The organism is Lentzea sp. CA-135723 (genome assembly GCF_050936595.1).
Lineage (GTDB): Bacteria > Actinomycetota > Actinomycetes > Mycobacteriales > Pseudonocardiaceae > Lentzea.
In genome coordinates, this window is record NZ_JBNJMK010000001.1 from 4,792,460 (window position 1) to 4,813,407 (window position 20,948).

25 protein-coding genes are annotated in these 20,948 nt (G+C 67.6%); 8 read left to right on the forward strand and 17 right to left on the reverse strand.

Annotation, left to right across the window (positions count from 1 at the left end):
• Positions 1-312: 312 nt before the first annotated feature.
• Positions 313-1,152: a RecB family exonuclease gene (locus ACQEU1_RS21610; RefSeq protein WP_433204509.1), complete on the reverse strand. Its 840-nt coding sequence runs from the start codon at positions 1,150-1,152 to the stop codon at positions 313-315.
• 42 nt (positions 1,153-1,194) lie between these two features.
• Between ACQEU1_RS21610 and ACQEU1_RS21615 the strand changes: the two genes are divergently transcribed.
• Entirely contained in the window at positions 1,195-1,497 is a 303-nt protein-coding gene (locus tag ACQEU1_RS21615) for an ArsC/Spx/MgsR family protein (protein ID WP_433204512.1), read from the forward strand.
• Here ACQEU1_RS21615 and ACQEU1_RS21620 read toward each other — a convergent pair.
• The 4 genes from ACQEU1_RS21620 to ACQEU1_RS21635 all read right to left on the reverse strand — a co-directional run bounded on the left by ACQEU1_RS21620 (position 1,494) and on the right by ACQEU1_RS21635 (position 3,796).
• Complete coding sequence (locus ACQEU1_RS21620; RefSeq protein WP_433204515.1) at positions 1,494-2,105, reverse strand: MarC family protein; 612 nt, start codon at positions 2,103-2,105, stop codon at positions 1,494-1,496. The two genes, ACQEU1_RS21615 and ACQEU1_RS21620, sit on opposite strands and share 4 nt — an antisense overlap.
• A gap of 12 nt (positions 2,106-2,117) precedes the next feature.
• Positions 2,118-2,975: a PHP domain-containing protein gene (locus ACQEU1_RS21625; protein ID WP_433204518.1), complete on the reverse strand. Its 858-nt coding sequence runs from the start codon at positions 2,973-2,975 to the stop codon at positions 2,118-2,120.
• Between the two features lie 36 nt (positions 2,976-3,011).
• Positions 3,012-3,572, reverse strand: coding sequence for a PH domain-containing protein (locus ACQEU1_RS21630; protein WP_382440238.1), 561 nt, complete (start codon positions 3,570-3,572; stop codon positions 3,012-3,014).
• 65 nt (positions 3,573-3,637) lie between these two features.
• Entirely contained in the window at positions 3,638-3,796 is a 159-nt protein-coding gene (locus ACQEU1_RS21635; protein ID WP_169746024.1) for a hypothetical protein, read from the reverse strand.
• Positions 3,797-3,936: 140 nt separating this feature from the next.
• Here ACQEU1_RS21635 and ACQEU1_RS21640 point away from each other — a divergent pair, with 140 nt between their 5' ends.
• Complete coding sequence (locus ACQEU1_RS21640) at positions 3,937-4,350, forward strand: NUDIX hydrolase (RefSeq protein ID WP_433204523.1); 414 nt, start codon at positions 3,937-3,939, stop codon at positions 4,348-4,350.
• A gap of 28 nt (positions 4,351-4,378) precedes the next feature.
• Here the strand turns inward: ACQEU1_RS21640 and ACQEU1_RS21645 are convergent, their stop codons facing one another.
• Together ACQEU1_RS21645 and ACQEU1_RS21650 are read right to left on the reverse strand one after the other, a co-directional pair.
• Positions 4,379-5,374 carry a DUF2332 domain-containing protein gene (locus ACQEU1_RS21645; protein ID WP_433204526.1) on the reverse strand — a complete coding sequence of 332 codons (996 nt, stop codon included), beginning with the start codon at positions 5,372-5,374 and terminating at the stop codon, positions 4,379-4,381.
• Positions 5,375-5,389: 15 nt separating this feature from the next.
• Complete coding sequence (locus ACQEU1_RS21650) at positions 5,390-5,896, reverse strand: MaoC family dehydratase (RefSeq protein ID WP_090065688.1); 507 nt, start codon at positions 5,894-5,896, stop codon at positions 5,390-5,392.
• A 287-nt stretch (positions 5,897-6,183) separates the two neighbouring features.
• Here ACQEU1_RS21650 and corA point away from each other — a divergent pair, with 287 nt between their 5' ends.
• Positions 6,184-7,263, forward strand: coding sequence for a magnesium/cobalt transporter CorA (gene corA, locus ACQEU1_RS21655; protein ID WP_433204530.1), 1,080 nt, complete (start codon positions 6,184-6,186; stop codon positions 7,261-7,263).
• Positions 7,264-7,399: 136 nt separating this feature from the next.
• On the forward strand, positions 7,400-7,777 hold the full coding sequence (locus ACQEU1_RS21660) for a hypothetical protein (RefSeq protein ID WP_433204533.1): 378 nt from the start codon (positions 7,400-7,402) through the stop codon (positions 7,775-7,777).
• Here ACQEU1_RS21660 and ACQEU1_RS21665 read toward each other — a convergent pair.
• A complete protein-coding gene (locus ACQEU1_RS21665; RefSeq protein ID WP_433204536.1) occupies positions 7,761-8,840 on the reverse strand; it encodes a DUF2332 domain-containing protein in 1,080 nt (359 codons plus the stop codon). The genes ACQEU1_RS21660 and ACQEU1_RS21665 overlap by 17 nt on opposite strands.
• A 66-nt stretch (positions 8,841-8,906) precedes the next feature.
• On the opposite strand from ACQEU1_RS21665, the gene ACQEU1_RS21670 reads away from it, so the two are divergent.
• Complete coding sequence (locus ACQEU1_RS21670) at positions 8,907-9,563, forward strand: metallophosphoesterase family protein (RefSeq protein WP_433204539.1); 657 nt, start codon at positions 8,907-8,909, stop codon at positions 9,561-9,563.
• On the forward strand, positions 9,560-10,426 hold the full coding sequence (locus tag ACQEU1_RS21675; protein WP_433204542.1) for a chromosome partitioning protein ParB: 867 nt from the start codon (positions 9,560-9,562) through the stop codon (positions 10,424-10,426). Before ACQEU1_RS21670 ends, ACQEU1_RS21675 begins: the two co-directional genes overlap by 4 nt.
• 768 nt (positions 10,427-11,194) lie before the next feature.
• Here ACQEU1_RS21675 and ACQEU1_RS21680 read toward each other — a convergent pair.
• Positions 11,195-12,187 (reverse strand): hypothetical protein, encoded by a 993-nt coding sequence (locus ACQEU1_RS21680; protein WP_433204545.1) that lies wholly within the window; start codon positions 12,185-12,187, stop codon positions 11,195-11,197.
• 119 nt (positions 12,188-12,306) lie between these two features.
• On the opposite strand from ACQEU1_RS21680, the gene ACQEU1_RS21685 reads away from it, so the two are divergent.
• Complete coding sequence (locus ACQEU1_RS21685) at positions 12,307-12,609, forward strand: ArsR/SmtB family transcription factor (RefSeq protein ID WP_433204548.1); 303 nt, start codon at positions 12,307-12,309, stop codon at positions 12,607-12,609.
• Positions 12,606-13,109: an SRPBCC family protein gene (locus ACQEU1_RS21690; protein WP_433204552.1), complete on the forward strand. Its 504-nt coding sequence runs from the start codon at positions 12,606-12,608 to the stop codon at positions 13,107-13,109. Before ACQEU1_RS21685 ends, ACQEU1_RS21690 begins: the two co-directional genes overlap by 4 nt.
• Here ACQEU1_RS21690 and ACQEU1_RS21695 read toward each other — a convergent pair.
• The 8 genes from ACQEU1_RS21695 to ACQEU1_RS21730 all read right to left on the reverse strand — a co-directional run bounded on the left by ACQEU1_RS21695 (position 13,106) and on the right by ACQEU1_RS21730 (position 20,926).
• The gene (locus ACQEU1_RS21695; protein ID WP_433204555.1) at positions 13,106-14,065 is read right to left on the reverse strand and encodes a hypothetical protein; all 960 of its coding nucleotides are present in this window, start codon (positions 14,063-14,065) and stop codon (positions 13,106-13,108) included. The genes ACQEU1_RS21690 and ACQEU1_RS21695 overlap by 4 nt on opposite strands.
• Before the next feature lie 101 nt (positions 14,066-14,166).
• On the reverse strand, positions 14,167-15,054 hold the full coding sequence (locus tag ACQEU1_RS21700) for an SDR family NAD(P)-dependent oxidoreductase (protein ID WP_433204558.1): 888 nt from the start codon (positions 15,052-15,054) through the stop codon (positions 14,167-14,169).
• A gap of 275 nt (positions 15,055-15,329) precedes the next feature.
• Positions 15,330-16,514: an ABC transporter ATP-binding protein gene (locus ACQEU1_RS21705; RefSeq protein ID WP_433204561.1), complete on the reverse strand. Its 1,185-nt coding sequence runs from the start codon at positions 16,512-16,514 to the stop codon at positions 15,330-15,332.
• A gap of 8 nt (positions 16,515-16,522) precedes the next feature.
• Positions 16,523-17,368, reverse strand: coding sequence for a carbohydrate ABC transporter permease (locus tag ACQEU1_RS21710; protein WP_433204564.1), 846 nt, complete (start codon positions 17,366-17,368; stop codon positions 16,523-16,525).
• Complete coding sequence (locus tag ACQEU1_RS21715) at positions 17,368-18,318, reverse strand: carbohydrate ABC transporter permease (RefSeq protein ID WP_433204567.1); 951 nt, start codon at positions 18,316-18,318, stop codon at positions 17,368-17,370. The genes ACQEU1_RS21710 and ACQEU1_RS21715 overlap by 1 nt, the downstream gene beginning before the upstream one ends.
• A complete protein-coding gene (locus ACQEU1_RS21720) occupies positions 18,315-19,568 on the reverse strand; it encodes an ABC transporter substrate-binding protein (protein WP_433204570.1) in 1,254 nt (417 codons plus the stop codon). The genes ACQEU1_RS21715 and ACQEU1_RS21720 overlap by 4 nt, the downstream gene beginning before the upstream one ends.
• A 167-nt stretch (positions 19,569-19,735) precedes the next feature.
• On the reverse strand, positions 19,736-20,296 hold the full coding sequence (locus ACQEU1_RS21725) for a general stress protein (RefSeq protein WP_394613778.1): 561 nt from the start codon (positions 20,294-20,296) through the stop codon (positions 19,736-19,738).
• A gap of 102 nt (positions 20,297-20,398) precedes the next feature.
• Positions 20,399-20,926 (reverse strand): SUKH-4 family immunity protein, encoded by a 528-nt coding sequence (locus ACQEU1_RS21730; RefSeq protein ID WP_433204574.1) that lies wholly within the window; start codon positions 20,924-20,926, stop codon positions 20,399-20,401.
• Positions 20,927-20,948 lie beyond the last annotated feature (22 nt).

Below are 20,948 nucleotides of genomic sequence, written 5' to 3' on the forward strand. Positions count from 1 at the left end.
GCAATGGCGCAGCCGAGCCCAGCCAAGACCCAACGCAATGCCGAAGGCGAGGCGTCACTCCTGCAACCGCTGTCCAAGCGGTATCGGTGACGTGCCCTCTCAACTCAGCCACGCACCAACGAGATTGGGGCTTGACTTTGGGTGCGAGGTGCTGCCACTTGTGGCTCGGCCGGGCGTTCTTCCCGGCCTTTTCCGGTCCGACAAGCGCCTCGCAAGGGCCCCGAAGTCAAGCCCCAATCTCTATCGACGCGCCAGCGGCGATGACTCAACCACGCCCGTCAAAGTCTTTGCACCCCAACAAGACCACAAACCTCAAGGCGCCAACAGATCCCAAGGCTCCAACGGCGGGACCGCCGCCTGCCCCTCCTCACAGCTACGCCGGAAATCGCACCACTGACACTGCCGCCCGGTAACCGGCGGAAACAGGATCTCCCGATCCCCACCGGCCTTCAAGGTCTCCGAAGCCAGGTCAATCTCATCGGCAGCCTCCTCGGCCCGCCGGACATGCCGCCCCAACGACTCCTCGGTGTGCTCCCAAACCGCCACCGACCCGGACGGCAGATGATGCAACTCCACCCGCCGGCAAGGCTTCCGCAAAGTCCGCCGAGCAGCCAACGCGTACAAAGCCAACGCCTGCGACCCCCGAGCGTCATCAGAAGTCAGCACATGCCGCCCGGTCTTGTAGTCAACGATGACCAACTCACCATCGCGATAGTCGATCCGGTCGACCCGCCCCTCGGCCACGATCCGCTCAGTGGGCGACGACACCCACCGCTCCACCCCAAGCGGCTCAAAGTCGACGTCCAACGAAGACACGTACTCATGCACCCACCCCTGAGCACGCGACCGGTACTCAGCAGCCTGGTCCACATCCCGAAACCCGTCCGACTTCCACTGCCGCCCCACCAACGCGACTGCCTGGTCAGGCGTGCGCCGCTCAGCCGGCAGGTCGAACAACGCCTTCAGCGCGTTGTGCACCACAGCCCCGAGGGTGTTGTGCGCCCAGGCCCCACCGCGCGGCGGCGACGGACGGTCCAGGTACGTCATCCGGTAGCGGCGGGGGCAGTCCGTCCACGTCGAGAGCTTCGCGGGCGTGACGCGCACCAGCCGGCGCGGTGCGGTGGTGCCGAAGTCGAAGCCGAGTTGTTCCACCCCAACCAAGTTACTCACCACCCCTGACAGAAAATGAGGGGCATGGAGATCTGGCACAACCCTCGCTGCTCGAAGAGCCGCGCCGCGAAGCAGAAACTCGACGACAGCAAAGCCGACTACACCGAACGGCGCTACCTCGACGACCCGCCCACGGCCGAGGAGCTCGACCACGTCCTCGAGCTCCTCGGCAAACAACCCTGGGAGATCGCGCGCACCAAGGAGGCCGCGTACCCCGCCACGATGGAACACGACCGCGCGAAGTGGATCGCGCACATGGTCGCCAACCCGAGCCTCATCGAGCGGCCGATCGTCATCGACGGGAACACCGCCCGCATCGAGCGCTAGACACCCGACGCGATGAAGCCCTGCACGGACGACGCGACCAGCTGCACGGCGATCGCGGCCAGCAACAAGCCGGCGATCTTGGCCATCAGCAGGATGCCGCTCTCCTTGAACACCTTGATCAGCAGGCCGGCGGACCGCAGGGTTCCCAGCAGCACGAGGTGCACGGCCACGATCGCCGCGGCCAGCGCGAAGTACGAGCCCCAGCCGTCCGCCTGACGCACGAACACGATGGTCGCGGCGATCGCACCGGGTCCGGCCAGCAGCGGCGTCCCCAACGGCACCAGGGCGATGTTCACGTCCTCCACCTCGGGGTGGTTGGTCGCGCCCTTGCCCGTCAGCAGGTCCAGCGCGATCAGCAACAGCAGCAACCCGCCCGCGCCCTGCAGGGCGGGGATGCCGATGTGCATGTAGGCGAGGATCGAGTTGCCGGCGACCGCGAACAGCGTGATCACCAGGAACGACACCAGCACGCCCTGCCGCGCCGCCCGCTTGCGCGCCTCCCGCGACTTGCGCCCCACCAGCCCCAGGAACACCGGCACGGTGCCCGGCGGGTCCATGATCACCAGCAGCGTGATCGAGGCCTCGATGAACAGCCGCACGTTGAACACCGCACCACCGCCCTACCCGACGAGGATCTCGGCTCCGGTCGCCCTCTCCGCCAGAGCATCCAGCATCTCCGGCGCCGTCGTCTCCGCGCCGAGCCGCACCGTCTTGTTCGTCCCGTGGTAGTCACTCGACCCGGTGACGATCAACCCCAGCTGATCGGCCAGCGCCCGCAACGACCGCCGCGTCTCCAGGTCGTGGTCCGGGTGATCGACCTCGACGCCGGCCAGTCCGGCGGACGCCAGCGACGACACCACGGAGGGCGCCACCACGGGTCCGCGGGACCGGGCGAACGGGTGCGCCAGCACGGTGACGCCGCCCGCCTCGGTGATCATCTCGATCGCCCGCTCGACGGGCGTGTCCGTGCGCCCCACGTAGTACTGGCCGCCGGTCAGGAACGTCGCGAAGGCCTCGTCGACGGACGACACCACCCCTGCCCTGATCAGCGCCTGGGCGAGGTGCGGACGGCCGGCGGGCGCGTCGAACGGCAGGCGCGCCATCAGGTCGACCGGGTCGATCGGGAAGCCGTCGGCCTGCATCATCTCGGCCATCTTCTGCAGCCGCGTGCGCCGTTCCTCACGCAGGCGTGACTGCTCCTTCATCAACATGGCGTGCGTGGGGTCGTACAGGTACGCCAGCAGATGAACGGTGATGGTGTGCCCGTAGCCGTCCGGCGAGGAGCAGGAGAGCTCGGCGCCGCGGACCAGCCGCAGGCCGGAGGGCAGCGCGGCGGCGGCCTCGGCCCAGCCGGCCGCCGTGTCGTGGTCGGTGATCGCCACCGCGTCGAGCCCGGCTTGCGCCGCAGCCTTCACCAGTTCGGCAGGGCTGTCGGTGCCGTCGGACTCGGACGAATGGGTGTGCAGATCGATGACCACGTCGTCCAGTGTGGACGACGTGATGAACGACCCGTGTTACGGGACCATCTTCTTGCCGCGCGCCGCACGCTGGGCCTTGATCATCGAGAAGCGCTCGGCCTGGGCCTTCTTGTCGCCGAAGGTCAGCTCCGAGATGGCGTCGTAGACCTCTTCGGGGTCCGGCAGGAACTCCAGGCGGTTCAGCGCCTGGATCTGACCCGCCGACTCCACGATGAGCGTGCCGTAGCCGAGCATGCGCCCGCCCACGGTCCGCTCGTAGGTGAGGTCCGTGACCTTGCTGATGGGCATCATCGCGACCTTGGTCTCGAAGACGCCCGAGGTCAGCATGAAGCGCTTGTCGGTGACGACGATGCGCTCCACCCACCACTCGATGATGAAGTACGAGAGGCGCAGCAACACGAGCAGCGCCCCATACCAGAGCACGTTCTGCAGCAGTCCGGCGTCCGCCGGGAGCAGGTACGAGATCATCATGAAGCCGGCGAGCAGCGCCGCCGCCTCCAGGACGTCCCAGATCAGGTAGGACCAGTGCCTGCGCACCCGGATGACCCGACGCTCGCTCGACAGCAGGTAGTCGTCCGGATCACGAGGTGCGAACATGCGCTACCAGCCCTTCCTGGTACCAAGACCTGCTCCAGGCCACCTCGGGGGTGGCTGGTACCAGACTAGAAGACGGAACGCACAAACGTGATCAGTGCCTCGGCCGCCGTGCGGAGCGAGTTGAGGATGTTCTGCACGAGTTGGGCCGCCTGCTGGGGCTCCGCGATCAAGAAGAACAGCAGCAAGGCGATTCCAGCGAAAGTGAGAATCTTCTTCAAGTTCACGGTGTCCACCCCGTCCGCGTCGCACCCGTTTGGCGCCGTTCGTGACCGTTGTACAGCACGATTCAGCACCTTGGGAGATTTGTACCGCAGCCGGGGTAGCGGACAGCACCGCCATTCCAGTGTGACTACGCTTCGTGATCGTGACCGCCAGCAGCAAGCGCACGATCCGTTGCGTCGGAGCCATCGTTTTTGACTCTTTTGGGCGACTACTGCTCGTGCGACGGGCCAACCCGCCTGGTGAGGGCATGTGGTCGGTACCAGGCGGGCGCGTGGAGCCAGATGAGACGGATGAGGCGGCCGTGACTAGGGAACTAGTCGAGGAGACAGGACTCTCCGTCACCGTCGGCCGCCTCGTCGGCTGCGTTGAGCGACCGGCCCCGAACGGGGTTTACGCGATCTTCGACTACGAATGCCAGGTCACGTCGGGTGTGCTCCGAGCGGGCGACGACGCATCGGATGTCGCTTGGGTGGACAGTGCGACCTTGGACACACTTCCGACGACGGAAGGGCTCGTGGAAGCGCTCTCCGAGTGGAACTGCCTGCCCAGGGCCTGATCAGGGTTCACGCGAACGGGGCGAGCGTTCAGCACCAAACGAGACGTTGCCCGTGGGCCTCGGTCGTCGCCAGGGTGGTCACTTGCACGCCTGACTCACCGACACGGATGAGGCGCAGCTCACCGTCCTCGTGCGCGGCCCACCAGACATCCTTCCCCAATGCGGACAAAGCGGGTGTGAGGTCGAGGCCCGAACCGCTGGAGATGACGACCAGCGGCGCGTCGATCGGCTCGACCGCCTTGGCGAGGTCCGCGACGGGGTCTCCGGCGACGAGCCGCGGCGGGTTCTTGCGCAGCACGCCCGCCGCCACGCCGAACAGCCGCAGCCGCTCCGGCTGGTCGGCCCACACGCACGCCTCCAGCCACGCGTAGGCGTCCTCGTCGGCCAGGTCGGCCGGTGCCACCCCGATGCCCGCCTTCGCGGCCACCTTCACCGTCTTGGGCAGCTTCGGCAGCACGGCTCCGGGAGCGAGCTCCAGCGCGCAGTGCAGCCCCAGGGCGGCCTTGGCCGGGCCGGCGACGACCTGGCCCGCCTCCGCCGTCTGGTAGCGGTACGAGTACTGGTCGAGCCCGAGCAGCAGGCCCGCGGTCGTCGCGACCTCCACGAGGCCGATCGGCCCGCCCGCCTGCTTGGCCGCCGCCGCGACGGCCGGGTAGAGCAACGCCGCGCGGCGCACCTCGTTCGACTGCACGACCTGGGTGCTCACGAGCGCACGGACGCGTTCGGCACGTTCCAGCAGGAAGTCCCGGAACAACGGCCAGGTGCTCTCGTCCGCGCCGTAGGTGCCGCCGAGCGACGGGTAGTAGTTCGAGAGCTGGTGGAACGGCTCGGCCTGCACGAGCCGGTGCGCCGCCGCCAGCAGGAGCTCGCCGGTGGCGTTCTCCTCGCTGGCGGCGGTCAGCAGGTCCGCGACCTCCGGATCGGCGGCGGCACGCGACGCGAGGTGCTCGTAGAGCGGCGAGATGGCGGAAGCCTCCTCGGCGAACGCTCTCAAGCGCTGCTGTGCCAGATCCAGAGAAGTCACGTCACTACCCCAAAATCAGTTGGAGACAGGTTCCGGGCGCCCCGGCTGCTCGCCACCGCGGGCCTCGCCGTATGACTGCTTCGGCACCATGACCTTGCGCCTGAAGATGCACACGACCGTGCCGTCCTGCTTGTAGCCGCGAGTCTCCACGTAGACGACGCCCCTGTCGTCCTTCGACTTGGACGGCGTCTTGTCGAGCACCTCGGTCTCACCGTAGATCGTGTCACCGTGGAACGTGGGCTTCACGTGCCGCAGCGACTCGATCTCCAGGTTGGCGATCGCCTTGCCGGAGACGTCGGGCACGGACATGCCCAGCAGCAACGAGTAAATGTAGTTGCCGACGACGACGTTCTTGCCGAAGTCCGTCGTGTTCTCCGCGTAGTTCACGTCCATGTGGAGCGGGTGGTGATTCATCGTGAGCAGGCAGAACAGGTGGTCGTCGTACTCCGTCACCGTCTTGCCAGGCCAGTGCTTGTAGACCGCTCCGACCTCGAACTCCTCGTAGTACCGACCGAACTGCACCGCGCCTCCAACTACGTGTGATCGAGATCTGCCACAGGTGGGGAGACAGTCTTTACGCGGAGGGAGTACCCTCGGCAACCGGTGTGTGAGGATTTCCACCACCAGTGACTTCGCCCCGAGGAGGTGAGGACCCCTAAATGAGCAAGGACCCCCACCCTGCCAGTACCAGGCGCGTCCTCTCCGAGGTGGCTTTCTAGATCCCTTCTGGATCGTTCTTTCCACCCGGTCTGGACGCCCGTCGTGCATCTGCACTTCACGTCGGCGTGTGTACCTGGAGGAAACTCACCATGCCCAGCCTGCCCTCGATCCGCGGACGCGGGAACCAGCGCGGCCCCGCGGGGCACGTCCCGCACGTCCCCGTGCCGCTGTCGGCGTACGTCGTCGACTGCGCCGTGTACGTGGACGGCAAGCGCTTGCCCGGCCGGTGGACGCACACCGACGCCGTCAAAGAGGTGCGCAAGCGCAAGGACGGGTTCGTGTGGATCGGCCTGCACGAGCCGGACGCCGAGCAGATCGAGGGCATCGCCGAGACGTTCGGGCTGCACGAGCTCGCCGTCGAGGACGCGGTGCACGCGCACCAGCGCCCGAAGCTGGAGCGCTACGACAACACGCTCTTCATGGTCTTCAAGACCGTTCGCTACGTGACGAACGAACACCCCGACACCGCCAACGAGATCGTCGAGTCCGGCGAGATCATGGTGTTCCTGGGCAAGGACTTCGTCATCACCGTGCGGCACGGCAACCACTCCGGTCTCTCCAAGCTGCGGCACGTGCTGGAGGCCGACCCGGAGCGCCTGGAGATCGGCCCGGCCGCGGTGATGCACGCGATCGCCGACCAGGTCGTCGACAACTACCTCGAGGTGACCGACCACATCGAGGACGACATCGACCGCATGGAGGAGCGGGTCTTCGCGCCGCGCACCGAGGTGAGCGCCGAGCAGATCTACATGTTCAAGCGCGAGGTCGTGGAGCTGCGCCGCGCGGTCATGCCGCTCGCGAACCCGTTGCGCCGCTTGGCCGAGGGCTACACGCCGCTCATCCCCGAGCAGGTGCGCGCGTTCTTCCGCGACGTCGACGACCACCTCACCGAGGTCTCCGAGCGCGTCACCGCGTTCGACGAACTGCTGACGACGCTGGTCGACGCGACGCTCGCGAAGATCACGCTCCAGCAGAACACCGACATGCGCAAGATCACCTCGTGGGTCGCGATCATCTCCGTGCCCACCATGGTCGTCGGCGTGTACGGCATGAACTTCGAGTTCATGCCGGAGCTCAAGTGGAGGTTCGGTTACCCGCTGATCCTCAGCCTGATCCTGGTCGCCTGCCTCACGCTCTACCGAATATTGCGCCGAAATCGCTGGCTGTAGTCCCGGTTTCGCTCGCTCTGTTCGTAGATGAGGTGTGTCATGACCAGAATTCTCACCAACATCCGCTTCTGGATCCTCGCGTTCCTGCTCTGCTGGATCACCACCGTGTTCGTGCTGATCAGCGGAACGCCCTGACGTGTACGCGCGGCTGAGGAACATCAGGTTCTGGCTGCTGGCGCTCCCGGTCGCCTGGATCGCGATGGTGTTCGTCTCCATCGCGGCCTGGCCGGATCCGGGGGCCGCGTCACCGGACGAACTCGCCTCCGAGGTGACGAACGCGTTGCGGGCACACGACTTCCACAAGTTGCAGCCGTTGCTCGCGATCGGCGGCGAGGACGTGGCGCAGTCGACGACCGACCAGTTCCAGTCCGCTCAGGTGGAGCGCGGCTCGTACCTCGACGGTGCCGTCGTCGTCGAGTACACGCACGACGGCACGCGCGCGGAGTTCCGGCTGCCCGTGGAGTTCCAGGACGGCCGGTACGTGATCAACCCGGTGGTCACTCCCAGGGGGTGACGTCCCAGGTGAACGGCGTGCCGTGGCCCGCGCCGTGGCCGAGGTTGAGCGAGATCCCGGCCGGCCAGAGCCGCAGCAGCAGTTCGAACCGGTAGTCGTCGTCCGCGCGGCGCGGTTCGAAGACCAGCAGCGCCAACGGTGTCGTGGGGGTCGCCTTCGCGGCGGCGTCCGCGAGCACGGCCCGTCCCATCGCGCGGTCAGCGGGCGAGACGTACTGCCACACCACGGAATGCCACACGACGGTGAGCACGTCGCGTTCGGCGCGGGCGAGCTGTTTCGCGAGCCACTCGGGCCCTGCCGACCGGTCGACCTTCACCGGGTCGGTGGCGGCGAGGTCGAGCGCGCTGTTCAGCCGGTTCCACCGGTCGAGCTGGTCGGCCCAGACGAACGAGCTGAGGTGCAGCCGTCCGTCCTCTGTGGACACGTCGACCGGGGTGAGGTCGCAGCCGGCCCGTCCGACGACGCGCAGCCGGTGGTCCAGGTCCGCGGGCGGCGTGCCGGTCCACTCCGGGTTCAGCACCAGCAGGCTGTCCGGGTCGCCGAGGACCCGGTCGCTGAGCTGGTAGCCGACGTGGTGCGGGCGCAGGTTGAGGCCACCGCTCGCGCCGACCTCCAGCAGCCGCACGCAGAACGGCACCTGCCGTCCGGCGGCCTTCGCGGCCTCCTGCGCGGCGACCAGCAGACCGCCGTAGAGCGGGGCGCTGCGGCCGGGTTCGTTGGTCTGCACGACCGTGGCCTGCACGCGGTGCCGCAGCAGGTCGGCGTGCTCGGTGAGCGCGGGCAGCGCGTCGTCCCACAGCGTCGGCAGGTGCGGCCGGCCGCCGACCGACGGGTAGTGCTTCGACAGCGCCGGCGCGCGGCCTTCGAGCACGAGCCGGTGGACGGCGCCCGCGAACCGCAGACCGGGCACGGAGCCCTCCCGGTCGCGTTCGGAGCCCGCCATGATCCTGGTCGTGACGCCACCTCTGGCGAGGTCGTCGGCCGCGTCGGTGAGGAGTCGCTGGGTCAGCGGACTGCGGTCGCGGCAGCCGTGGGCGGCCGCGGCGAACAGCTCGGCAAGCACGCCGCTCACGCTAACGGCAGCGCTCGCTCCCGTCATGTGGTGAAAGACCTGATTAGGCTGGCTGAGATGGTGCGGGTTCTGGTGGTTGCCGACGAGGTCGTCGAGGCGCTGTGGACGGACCAGGTGCACGCTCATGGCGACGTGGACCTGGTCCTCGCGGCGGGCGACCTGCCGTTCGACTACCTGGAACACCTGGCCAACGCCCTGGACAAGCCACTGGTGTTCGTCCCCGGCAACCACGACGCCGACCTCTCCGGCTACGCGAACGTGCGCGGCCTGTGGACCAAGGCGGGCGTGCCGGTCCGCTGGCCAGGTCCAGCCGGTGCGGTGAACGCGGACGAACGCGTGATCGACGTCGCCGGCCTGCGCATAGCCGGTCTCGGTGGTTCGATCCGCTACAACAAGGGCCCGAACCAGTGGACGGAACGGCAGCAGGCCCGCAGAGCCCGCCGGGTGACCCGGCTGGCCGCGTGGCGCAGGCTGCGGGACGGACGTGGCGTGGACGTGCTGCTGACCCACTCACCACCACTCGGCTGCGGCGACGAACCCGACGCCCCGCACCGCGGCTTCGCCTGCCTGGGCACCCTGGTGTCGCGCCTGCAACCCGAGCTGATGCTGCACGGCCACATCCACCCCCACGGCACCCCGCGCCCGGACCGGACGCTCGGCTCCACCCGCGTGGTGAACGTGGTCCCTCTGAAGGTGCTGGAGGTAGGGCGATGAAACGGGACACCGGCTTCCCGGCGGCCGACGCCGAAAGCGACTTCCTCAGAGCCCGCCGCAGCCAGGTGATGTCCCGCCTGGCCACCTGGCTGCGCAGAGAACCGGACGACGTCAACATCATGCTGCCGTTCCACGAGGTGGTGGACGCCCTGGGCATGGCGTCCGAAAAGCGCCTGGGCCTCCAGTCCATCCGCCTCGACTCGATCGTCGGCAGCGTCGACCGCACCAGAGACTTCGACCGCCGCTTCCGCCCCACCTCGGGCCGAGTGCGCGAACGCTGGCAACGCCTGGCCCAAGCAGCCCGCAGAGGCGAACCGGTCCCGCCGATCGAGGTGTACCGGGTGGGCGAACTCCACTTCATCATCGACGGCCACCACCGGGTCTCCGTGGCCCACGCCCTGGGCCAGCAGACCATCGACGCCTACGTGACCCAGGTGATCACCCGCCTCAACTCCTCGGGCATCCGCTACCGGGGCGACCTGATCGTGAAGGACTACCGCCGCCTCTTCCTGGACCGAGTCCCCCTGACCGGCGAGTCCAGGGCAGCCGTGGTCCTCTCCGACCCCTGGCACTACGCACAGCTGGGCGAACACGTCGAAGCCTGGGGCTTCCGCCTCATGCAGGACACCTGCCAGTTCCTGGACCGAGCAGAGGTGGCCCGCCGCTGGTACGCCGACGAGTACCGCCCGGTGGTGGCGATGCTCAAGCAGGCCGACATGGTGGGCGACCGCACCGAGACCGAGGCCTACATGTGGGTGGCGGCGGAACGCTACCGCCTGATCCGCACGCACCGCTGGGACGCCGAGGTCATCAACGCGGTCCGCGAGGAAACCCGCGCCCAGACCCGAACCCCGCGCACCTAGCCCGCACACGGCGAGGCAGGCGCCGCAGGGCGAGGCGGGGCCAACCGAGGCCGGGCGACGCTAGGCAAGGCCGGGCGAGGGCGGGCGACGCGAAGCAAGGCAAGGCCGGCGAGGTCAAGCGGGCCCGGGCAACGCTAGGCAAGGCCGGGCGACGCGGAGCTGGGCGAGGCGAGCGGGGCAGGCTGTCGCAGGCGTCCCCTCGCAAGCAAGACCCCCCGCGACCCAACGTACTCAGCAGGTCTGACAATCCAGCTGGCGCGAGCGGCAAGGCAAGACGGGTCAAGGGCAAGGCGGGTCGAGCCAAGACGGGTCTCGGGCAAGACGGGTCAAGGCGCGACGGGTTGAGGCAAGACCGGGGTAAGGCAAGACGGGTCAAGGATGGCTTTAGGGCCTGGCGAAGCCGCAGGCGAGCCCGACCGAGCGCAAGCTCAGGGCAATGGCGCAGCCGAGCCCAGCCAAGACCCAACGCAATGCCGAAGGCGAGGCGTCCTTCCCTCTCACCGCCGTCAAAGCGGTGTGGTGACGTACAGACCCAACCCAGCCACGCACGCTGGAGATTGGGGCTTGACTTTGGGTGCGAGGTGCTACCACTTGTGGCTCGGCCGGGCCTCTTTTCAGCCCGGCCTTTTCCGGTCCGACAAGCGCCTCGCAAGGGCCCCGAAGTCAAGCCCCAATCTCTATCGACGCGCCAGCGGCGATGACTCAACCACGCCCGTCAAAGTCTTTGCCCCCAACAAGACCACCGCACTAGCAAGAACAAACCAAGGATCACCGAGGCACAACCCGAGGCCCCTCGGCATCCGGCAACGGCCGAGCCTGATCCAGCACCTCATCCGTGTACTTGTCCAACAACCGAGTCCCGATCTGCTGCGCGTACCCGAAAATCACAGCCCACAACAACAAAGCAGCAGCAGAAGGAATCCCGATCAATCCACTGGTGACCCCAGCCCCCAACGCCAGAATCCCCACCACGGCCAACGCAGCCCCAAGCATGATCTTGATCAACGCCTGATACCCGATCATCACGTAGGGCGAAAGCGAAGGCCGCCGCCGCAACAACAACACAACAGCAGCCAGCACAGCCCCGAAAGCCCCCAGCACCTGCACCAGCCAAACGTCCACACCGGACGCCCGAGCCCCACCCCCAGGACACACGACAGGCAGCGCGTTCTCCTTGGGATCAACGCACAACGGAATGATCCCGGGCCGGACGATCCCCACGACCCCCAGCACCGTGTTGATCACGAACAACACCAGCGAGGCCGCGATCAGCTTGTTGCGCAACGCCCGCGACCCCGCATGTGCGAAGTCCGAGTTGTCGTAGGCGGCCCGCAGCGCGTCCACCACGATCGCCCGCTCAACGGCAGGCGTGAACTCCCCTGGCCGCAACGCTTCCAAAGCGCGACGCCGCGGATCATCGTCGTCCAGGTACTGCGCCACCCGAGCCTGCAACCCGGGTAACCGCCCCGAAAACCCGCGCTCTGCGGAGATCGTCGCCACCTCGGCCTCGTGCAGCGCTCGCCAGGCACGTTCGATGTGCCAACCGGACCACCACGACGGCAGCGCTCGCCACCACGACTCGCGCGCCGCGAGCATCGCCTCGACGACGGCGGCTTGAGACAGGGCCGTGCGCCGCCACACGTCGCCCTCGGGATCGACCGGGTCGGACGGGCCGAGCGCGGCCAGATCCGCGCGGACCCGGTCGAGCCGGGACTGCACGACGAGTCGCCAGTCGGTGACTCTGGGTTTGCGCTCAGCCATGTCCCGATGATGACACCCACCCCCGACAATTCCCGGGGCCATCCGTGTGACGTGCGGAAACGTCACCGGAACGCCATATGAGCTTGTGCTTATATACGCCATCCACTATACAACTCACCGTGGACGTCTTCGAGGCCGTGGCCGAACCCAACCGCAGGCACCTGATCAGCCTGCTGGCCGAACGCGAGCGCACCGCGGGTGAGCTCGTGGACAGCCTGCCCGCCCTCACGCAGCCGGCCGTGTCCCGCCACCTCAGGATCCTGCGCGAGACCGGGCTGGTCGAGGTCAGGCCCGACGGCCAGCGCCGCATCTACGCGCTCAGACCCGATGGCCTGCAACGCATCGACGACTGGATCACGCCGTACCGCCGCTTCTGGCGCGACCACCTGGCAGCACTCGAACAGCACCTGGAGAACGGATGAACCTCGGCACCATCACCGTCGAAGGCGGCAACGCCACGCTCACGTTCCAGCGCAGGCTCAGCCACCCGATCGACCGCGTCTGGGCCGCCATCACCGACGACGCCGAGCGCAAGGCGTGGTTCGGCGAGGGAACCGTTGACCCGCGGAACAACACGGTCGTCATCGAGCCCGAGGACCCGCCCGCTCCCATGGACGCCAAGCGGGTCACCGGCCGCATCCTCGTCTGGCAGCCGCCGGAGAACGGCCACGCGGTCTTCGAACACGAGTGGCACCAACGGATCGTCGAGGACAGCAAGGTCCGCTACGAACTCCGGCAGGACGGCGACGACACCATCCTGACGTTCACCCACACCGGCCTGTCCGAACGCAACGCCAAGGGCTTCGCGCCGGGCACGCACGCGTTCCTCGACCGCGCGGAAGCCTTCCTCGGCAACGAAACCCCGCCGAACTGGAGCGAGCGCTACGCCGAGGTCGCGCCCGCCTACCCCGCTTGGAGCTAGTGCAACGCCACCAGCCGGTGCGCCGCGGCGAACCTCTCGTCGTGGTCGCCGAAGTAGCCCCACGGCCACGACGCGGCTCGCGGCCCGCTGCGGCCGAGGTGCGACCGGAGCCGGTCCTTCGTCTTGGTCTCGTAGTAGTACATCGCGAAGATCTGGTGCGCCCACAACGAGTGCGGCTGACCGTCGGGGCCGGCGAGCAGGCGGTCGGACGCGGCGTCGACCTCGGCGCGTTGCCTCTTGAGGTAGCGCGAGGTGATCACCCGCCACAGCCGCACCAGGAAGCTGTCCGCCGACAGCAGGGACAGGTACCGCTCGATGTGCGCGATCGGGATCAACGCGAGCAGCGGGTGTCCGTCCGGCAGCCCGACGACACCGGCACGCGCGAACGCGAACATCTCGCCGTGGCTGCCGTACCACTTGGCCGCCGTGGACTGCAGGCGGCGCAGGTTCGCGTTGACCAGGTCCGGCACGCGCTTCACGACCTCCGCGTAGACCTCGGCGGCCTCGCCGCGGTGGGTGGGCGCTCCCAGTGCCACGGGCATCAGCGCGGCCCACGGCGCCACGTCGTCCGGGTCGAGCTCTGCCGCGCGGCGCAGCGTCCGGCGGGCCCGCTGGGTGAAGTTGATCAGGCCGCCGAACTGCGCGTCGCTGGTGTGCTTCGCGTAGGCGGCTCCCCGCGCCTGCCAGCCGGCGGTGGTCTGCGCGCTTCCCAGCAGCAGCAGGAGGTTGACGTCGTCGGGGCGTTCCTCCTCGGCGTTGAGCAGCACCGGCAGCACCGTGCTGCCGACGGCTCCGAGGAAGTCGACCGCGAGCTCACGCCGGTACGGCCGGTCGCGCGTGGCGGCGAGCAGGTCCAGTGCGGGACCCAGTTCGCCGTACCTCAGCGTGAGACCTGCGTTCATGAGCTGTTCGTCGCGGAAGGCGGTGTCGACGAAATCGGGGAACTGGGAAGCCACGCGCGGGAAGTTAGCACCGCGTCAAGCGTGACAGTCCACAGTTGACCAAAAGGCGGTGCGGGAGACGCTCCCCCACGTCCCCCGCACCGCCGCGGGCCGCTCTAGGCGGTCTGCGAAGGCTCCACCAGCGCACGGAGCCGGGGAGGCATCCTCTTCTCCAACCCGTACGGTTCGAGGTGCGCCTGCAGCACGCCCGTGAACGCCCGCTCCACGGAAGCCGTGTCCCAGTTGTCGCTCTCCAGGATCGGTTGCTTGAAGTACGGCTGGCCGACGATGTGCAACTGCCTGCCGTTGCAGCGGATCACCTGGCCGGTGATGCCCTCCGCGCGGTCGGAGAGCAGGAACAGCACGAGCGGCGCCACCTTGCCCGGCGTGCGGTCCGCCGGGATGGCACGAAGGGAGCGTTCCGACTTCCACACCATCCGCGTGTGCGCCACGGGGCACACGGCGTTCACGCGGATGCCTTCGGCTTCGAGGTCCAGCGCCCACGAGTAGCTCAACGACGCGACCGCGCCCTTGGTGGCCGAATAGGTGGCGAGTTTGCGCTGACCGAACGAGGCGCCGGAGGAAATGTTGATGATCGAACCGCCGCCGGAAGCGCGCATCGCCCGCATGGCCGCGATTCCGGTGTAGATGACACCGAGGACGTTCACCTCGACGACCTGCCGGATCGTCTCCGGGTCGTCTTCCCACGGCGCTGTCTCGTAGTTCAGGCCCGCGTTGTTCACCAGGCCGTCGACGCGGCCGAATTCGTCCAGGCACAGGTCCACGATCTTCGCGGCCTCGCTGGGGTCGGCGACGGTGTGGTTCGACGCGACGGCCTGGCCGCCGAACTCGCGGATGTGCTCCGCGACCCGTTCCGCCAGGTCAGCGTCGTTGTCGTTGACCACAACGGACGCTCCGGCGAGGGCCGCGTGCATGGCGTAGGCCTCACCAAGACCTCGTCCTGCCCCGGTGATGACGACCGCTTTCCCGTCCAGGATCCCCATTGCACGCTCTCTTTCCGTCGGGCGGCGGTTACCCGGAAGCCCCCTGAGTGGTCCTTGTACCCGCCTTCGACAAGCGTGCGGACGTTCCGAAGCGACGACCTCCATGTTTCGATGAGATGTCGCTGCCGAGCGCCCAATGGCGAACCGAGTTCGGCAGGGCAGATGACCTCGACTGATCGGCCCTTGCGCACCCGAGTCTTTCGTCCTAATCCGATCGAGTGACATAGAAAGAGCCGCCCTCCCGAGTGGGGAAGGCGGCTCGGTAAAACGAGAATTCACCGTTCCGTGTACGTCAGGTTCTTACCGCTCGACGGGTCGAAGAGCTGCACCTTGTCGGCGTCGAACCAGATCTCCGACGCCTCGCCCTCGACCGCGCCGGACGCCGACGACAGGCGCGTCACGAGCGAGATGCCGTCACCCGGCACGTCGTCCGATCCCGCGTCCGCCGCGAGCTCCTGGAGCTCGGCCGAGGCCGCCTGCTCGCCCGTGAGGTTGAAGTAGGCGTACTTGTCCGAACCCATGGACTCCAGCACGTCCACGTGCGACGTGAACTTGCCGCCCGCCGACAGCTTGGCGGGCTCGACCAGCGACGCGTCCTCGAAGTGCTCGGGGCGGATGCCGAGGATCACCTCGCGGGGCGCGTCGGCGCCTTCGACGAGCTGGCGGATCCGGTCCGTCAGCGTCACGTCGCCGATCACCGACCGCAGCGCGCCGTTCTCCAGCGTGGCCGGCACGAAGTTCATCGACGGGGAGCCGATGAAGCCCGCGACGAACAGGTTCGCCGGCTGGTCGTAGAGGAACTGCGGCGCGCCGATCTGCTGCACCACACCGCCGCGCATGACGACGACCCGGTCGCCGAGCGTCATGGCCTCGGTCTGGTCGTGCGTCACGTACACCGTCGTCGTGCCGAGCTGCTTCTGCAGGCGCGACACCGAGGTGCGCATCTGCACGCGGAGCTTGGCGTCCAGGTTGGACAGCGGTTCGTCCATGAGGAACGCCTTGGGGCTGCGCACGATCGCGCGACCCATCGCCACGCGCTGCCGCTGACCACCCGACAGGTTGGACGGCTTGCGCTCAAGGTGTTGGGAGAGATCCAAGATCTCCGCCGCCTTCTTGACCTTCTTCTCCACCGTCGCGTTGTCGACCTTGGCCAGCCGCAACGGGAAGGCCATGTTCTCCTTCACCGTCATGTGCGGGTACAGCGCGTAGGACTGGAACACCATCGCGATGTCGCGGTCCTTGGGCGCCTTCTCGTTGACGCGCTGCCCGCCGATGCGCAGCTCGCCGTCGGTGATGTCCTCCAGGCCCGCGATCATGTTGAGCGTGGTGGACTTCCCGCAGCCGGACGGCCCGACCAGGATGATGAACTCGCCGTCGGCGATCTCCAGGTTGACCTCCTGGACGGCCAACGCACCGTCCGGGTACCGCTTGGTCACCTTGTCCAGAACGATCTCTGCCATTGGTCAACTCACCCCTTGACGGCGCCGGAGGTCAGGCCGGCGACGATCCGGCGCTGGAAGAACAACACGAAGAGGATGATCGGGATGGTGATCACGACGGCGGCCGCCGCGATCGACCCGGCCGGGTCCTCGAACTGCGAGCTGCCGGTGAAGAACGACAGCGCCACCGGCACGGTCCGCGACTGCTCGGTCGAGGTGAGCGAGATCGCGAACAGGAAGTCGTTCCAGCAGAAGATGAACACCAGGATCGCCGTCGTGAACACGCCCGGCGCGGCCAGCGGCGCGATGACGCGACGGAACGCCTGCCCCGGCGTCGCACCGTCCATCTTCGCCGCCTTCTCGAGCTCCCAGGGGATCTCGCGGAAGAACGCCGACAGGGTGTAGATCGCGAGCGGCAGCGCGAACGTGATGTACGGCAGGATCAGGCCGGGCCACGTGTCGAACAGGCCGAGCGAGCGCTCGATCTCGAACAACGGCGACACCAGCGAGACCTGCGGGAACATCGCGATCAGCAGCGAGACGCCCACCAGCAGGTTCTTGCCGGGGAAGTCGAGCCGCGCGATGGCGTAGGCGGCCATCGTGCCGAACACCACCGCGATCGCCGTCGCGATGATCGCGATGCCGATGGAGTTGACCAGCGCACGGGTGAACTCCGACGTCGAGAAGATGTTCTGGTAGTTCTCCAGACTCCACTCGCGCGGGATGAAGTTGCCGTCCGACAACGTCGCCGAGGACTTGAACGACAGCGACACGATCCACAGCACCGGGAACAGCGCGTAGATCACGACGACCGTGTTGAGCACGCCCCAGCCCCACTTCTTGGCCGGGGTCTCCGCTCCTCCGATGCCCGCCATCAGCGCTTCCCTCCGTCGTCACTGCCGGGGGCAGCGGTGCCGAAGAGCTTGATGAACACGAACGCGATGATCGCGACCATGATGAATATCAGGACCGACATGGTCGACCCGATACCGAGGTTCAAGCCCTTGATGAGGTTGTTGTAGGTCAACATCGACACCGACGACGTGCCCTGCGAACCCGCAGTGAGCACGAAGAGGTTGTCGAAGATCCGGAACGCGTCGAGCGTGCGGAACAGCAGCGCGACCAGGATCGCCGGCTTCATGATCGGCACGGTGATCCGGATGAACCGCTGCCACCCGCTCGCGCCGTCCATCGCGGCGGCCTTGAGCAGGTCGTCCGGCACCAGCGCCAGGCCCGCCATCAGCAGCAGGGCCATGAACGGCGTGGTCTTCCAGATCTCCGCGATGCTCACGACGATCAGCGCGGGCACCTTCTCGGTCAGCACCGGGTCGCCGCCCAGCGCCTCCGCGAGGTAGCCGGTGCCGGGCGTCCAGGCGAAGCGCCAGGAGAACGCGGCCACGACCGTGACGATGCCGTACGGGATCAACGTCGTCGTGCGGACGATGCCCCGGCCGACCAGCGCGCGGTGCATGATCAGCGCGAGCGACATGCCCAGCACCAGTTCGATCGCGACCGTGACGACGGTCAGCACGACCGTCACCCACACCGCGTTCCACCAGTACGGGCTCGACAGCACGGTGACGTAGTTGTCGAACCAGATCCACTCGGTGCGGTCCGGGAACTTCAGGTCGAACCGCTGCATGGACAGCAGCAGCGAGTAGAGGATCGGCCAGCCCGTCACCGCGACCATGGTGATCGCGGCGGGGGCGCAGAGCAGCCAGCCGAGCCTGCGTTCGGCCTTCTTGCCCTCGCTCAGCGCCGCCTTCTTCCTGGCCGGCGCTGTTTCCGTTGCCGCTTCGGGTTTTTCGGTCACGGCGTGGCTCACGGCAACACTCCCTTCGAGTCGAGAGCGTCCTGGAGTTCCTTGCGCAGCCTGTCTCCTGTCGCCTGCGGGTCGATGCTCGCGGGCGGCGACAGGATCGTGGAGATGACGGTCGAGACGTTCTGGTAGGCGGGCGTGCTCGGCCGCGCGCTCGCGTTCTCCAGCGTCTTCTTGATGTCGTCGCGCATCGGGTACGCCTCGGCCATCTCGGGCTCGTCGTAGACGGACCTGATGGTCGGCGGCACACCGTCCTTGAGGGCGGCGAGCTTCTGGCTCTCCGCGCTGCGCAGGCACGTGACGGCGTCGAACGACTCGTTCGGGTGCGTGGAGTAGTTGCTGACGGCGTAGTTGATCCCGCCGACCGTCACCTTCGCCTGGCTCCCGCTGAGCGTCGGGTACGGCGCCCACTTGAAGTTCTTCGCGAAGTCCGGCTTCTTCTGCGCCGCCGCGTAGACGTACGGCCAGTTGAGCTGGAACGCCGCGTTGCCGTTCTCCATGGCGAGGCGCGCGTTGTCCTCGGCCGCGTTGGAGAACGACGGGTCGATCGCCTTCGACGTGGCCAGCTTCTTCAACGCCGCCAACGCTTCCACGGCCTTGGCGTCGACGATGGCCTTGGTGCCGTTCTCGTCGAGGATCTTGCCGCCGTTGGAGTTGACGAGGGTGTTGTACAGCACGACGAGTCCCTCGTACTGCTTGCCCTGCGCGACGATCTGACCGGGCTTCCCCTCCGCCACCAGCGCCTCGGCCATGGAGATCATCTCGTCCCACGTCTTCGGCGGCGTGGGCACGAGGTCGGAGCGGTACCAGAGCAACTGGACGTTGGTGTTGTCCGGAGCCCCGTACAGCTTGCCCTCGTACGTCGCCGTCTCCAGCGGCGCGGGCAACGTGTCCTCTGAGACCTGGGACTTCACCGAGCCGGTGAACTCCTTGATCCAGCCCGCCTTCGCGAGCTCCGCCGTCCACGTGACGTCGAGCCCGAGGACGTCCATGCTGTCGTCCTCCGCCGCCAGTCTGCGCACCATCTGCTCGCGCTGACCGTCCGCCTCACGCGGCAGCTTGTTGTAGACGATGTTGTAGCGCCCGCCGGCCTTCGCGTTGCAGCTGTCGACGATGGCCTGGAAGTTCTCCTGCGGGTACTTGTAGACGTTCACGGTGATGCCCTGGTCGCCAGACCCGCACGCCGTCAGAGTTCCGGCCGCCAGTACCGCGGCTCCCACTCCGGCCGCGAGTCGATAGCGCCTTGTCGCACCCATCGGCCCTGCCTCCTTCCCGACTGCACGGAGGAGCCAGACCGCAGCGCCCGGCACCTCGTCGTGCCACCGGCCGCACCGGGCGGACCGGTCAGATGAACCTAGGCCGGGTGATCACGAGCCGCAACCAAAGGAAGCAACGATTCAGAACCAATGGACTTATGAAACCTTTAAGAGCTCGGGTTCACCGGCCGCATCGCGAGCTTCGCGAGCAGGTCACGGCCCTTCTCGGCCGACTTGGGGTGGCACAGCACGTCATACCTGTTCGCGACCAGCTGGGACGCGGACTGGAAGTCCCTCTTGCCCTTCGCCGAGCCGTACCCCACCGCCGCGAACACGAGCCCGAAGAACACACCGGTGATCAGACCCGTGAGAACAGGCCCGACCGTAACGCCGGGCTCAGGGCTGAAGAGCGTGAGCAACAGCCCCACGAACAGACCGAACCACGCACCGCTCGCCGCCCCGGTCATCAGCACGCGGCCCCAGGTGAGCTTGCCGGTGATGCGCTCGACCAGCATCAGGTCCACGCCGACGATCATCACGTCCTGCACCGGGAAGTCCTCGACGGCCAGGTGATCGACCGCCCGCTGCGCTTCCTCGTACGTGGCGTAGGACCCGATCGGCCAGCCCGTCGGCGGGGTGGGCAGGCGCGGAGGCACGCCGGGCCGGTTCGGGTTGGCGAACGGACTCGTCACGGGGACCACCTCTGTCGGACGCGCTGATCGTTCCATCCTGCCAGTGCCCGCTACGGCGTGCCGATATGCCTACGGGTGTTTTGCCGGTTTCAGGCTGAAGGCCGATCGGGCGAGTAGCCCGATCGGCCTTCAGGTTCGTCATTGGTCCTGGATGAAGTCAGGCCACAACGTTCCGTCCGCGCTCTCGATCGCCGGGTCGAGGCGGATCGCGAACTCGAGGAAGTCGTCCACCACGTCGTACTGCTCGAGGCCGAACGAGAGCGGTTCGAGGATCTGGGAGATCCAGTACCACCGCCACATCATCTCGACGTACTGCGCAACCGAGGAACTGATGTACGCCTCAGTCGAGTGAGCAGTGCGCGGCACCCCGATCACCTCACCAGACGAAGCGAGCGCCCCGACGACGTACTGGGCGAAGGAACCGAGGCCGTACGCCAGACCCCGTGAGCTCGCGAGGCCTGGGAGCAGATCCTCCTGCACGTGCGGGACCAGCCGGCACTGCTCCATCGTCGGCAGGCCGCATTCGATCAAGATCTCTCTGTCCCGCTCCGCCAGATCCCACGTTCTCACCACCTCAGGGCGCGCCTCGGCCCTGACCTCCGGCACGACCAACGAGGCCAACGGCCGCGACAACACGTCGGAAGTCGCCTCACGATGTTTGCTCATCGACACCACTCCGCTGCTAGCA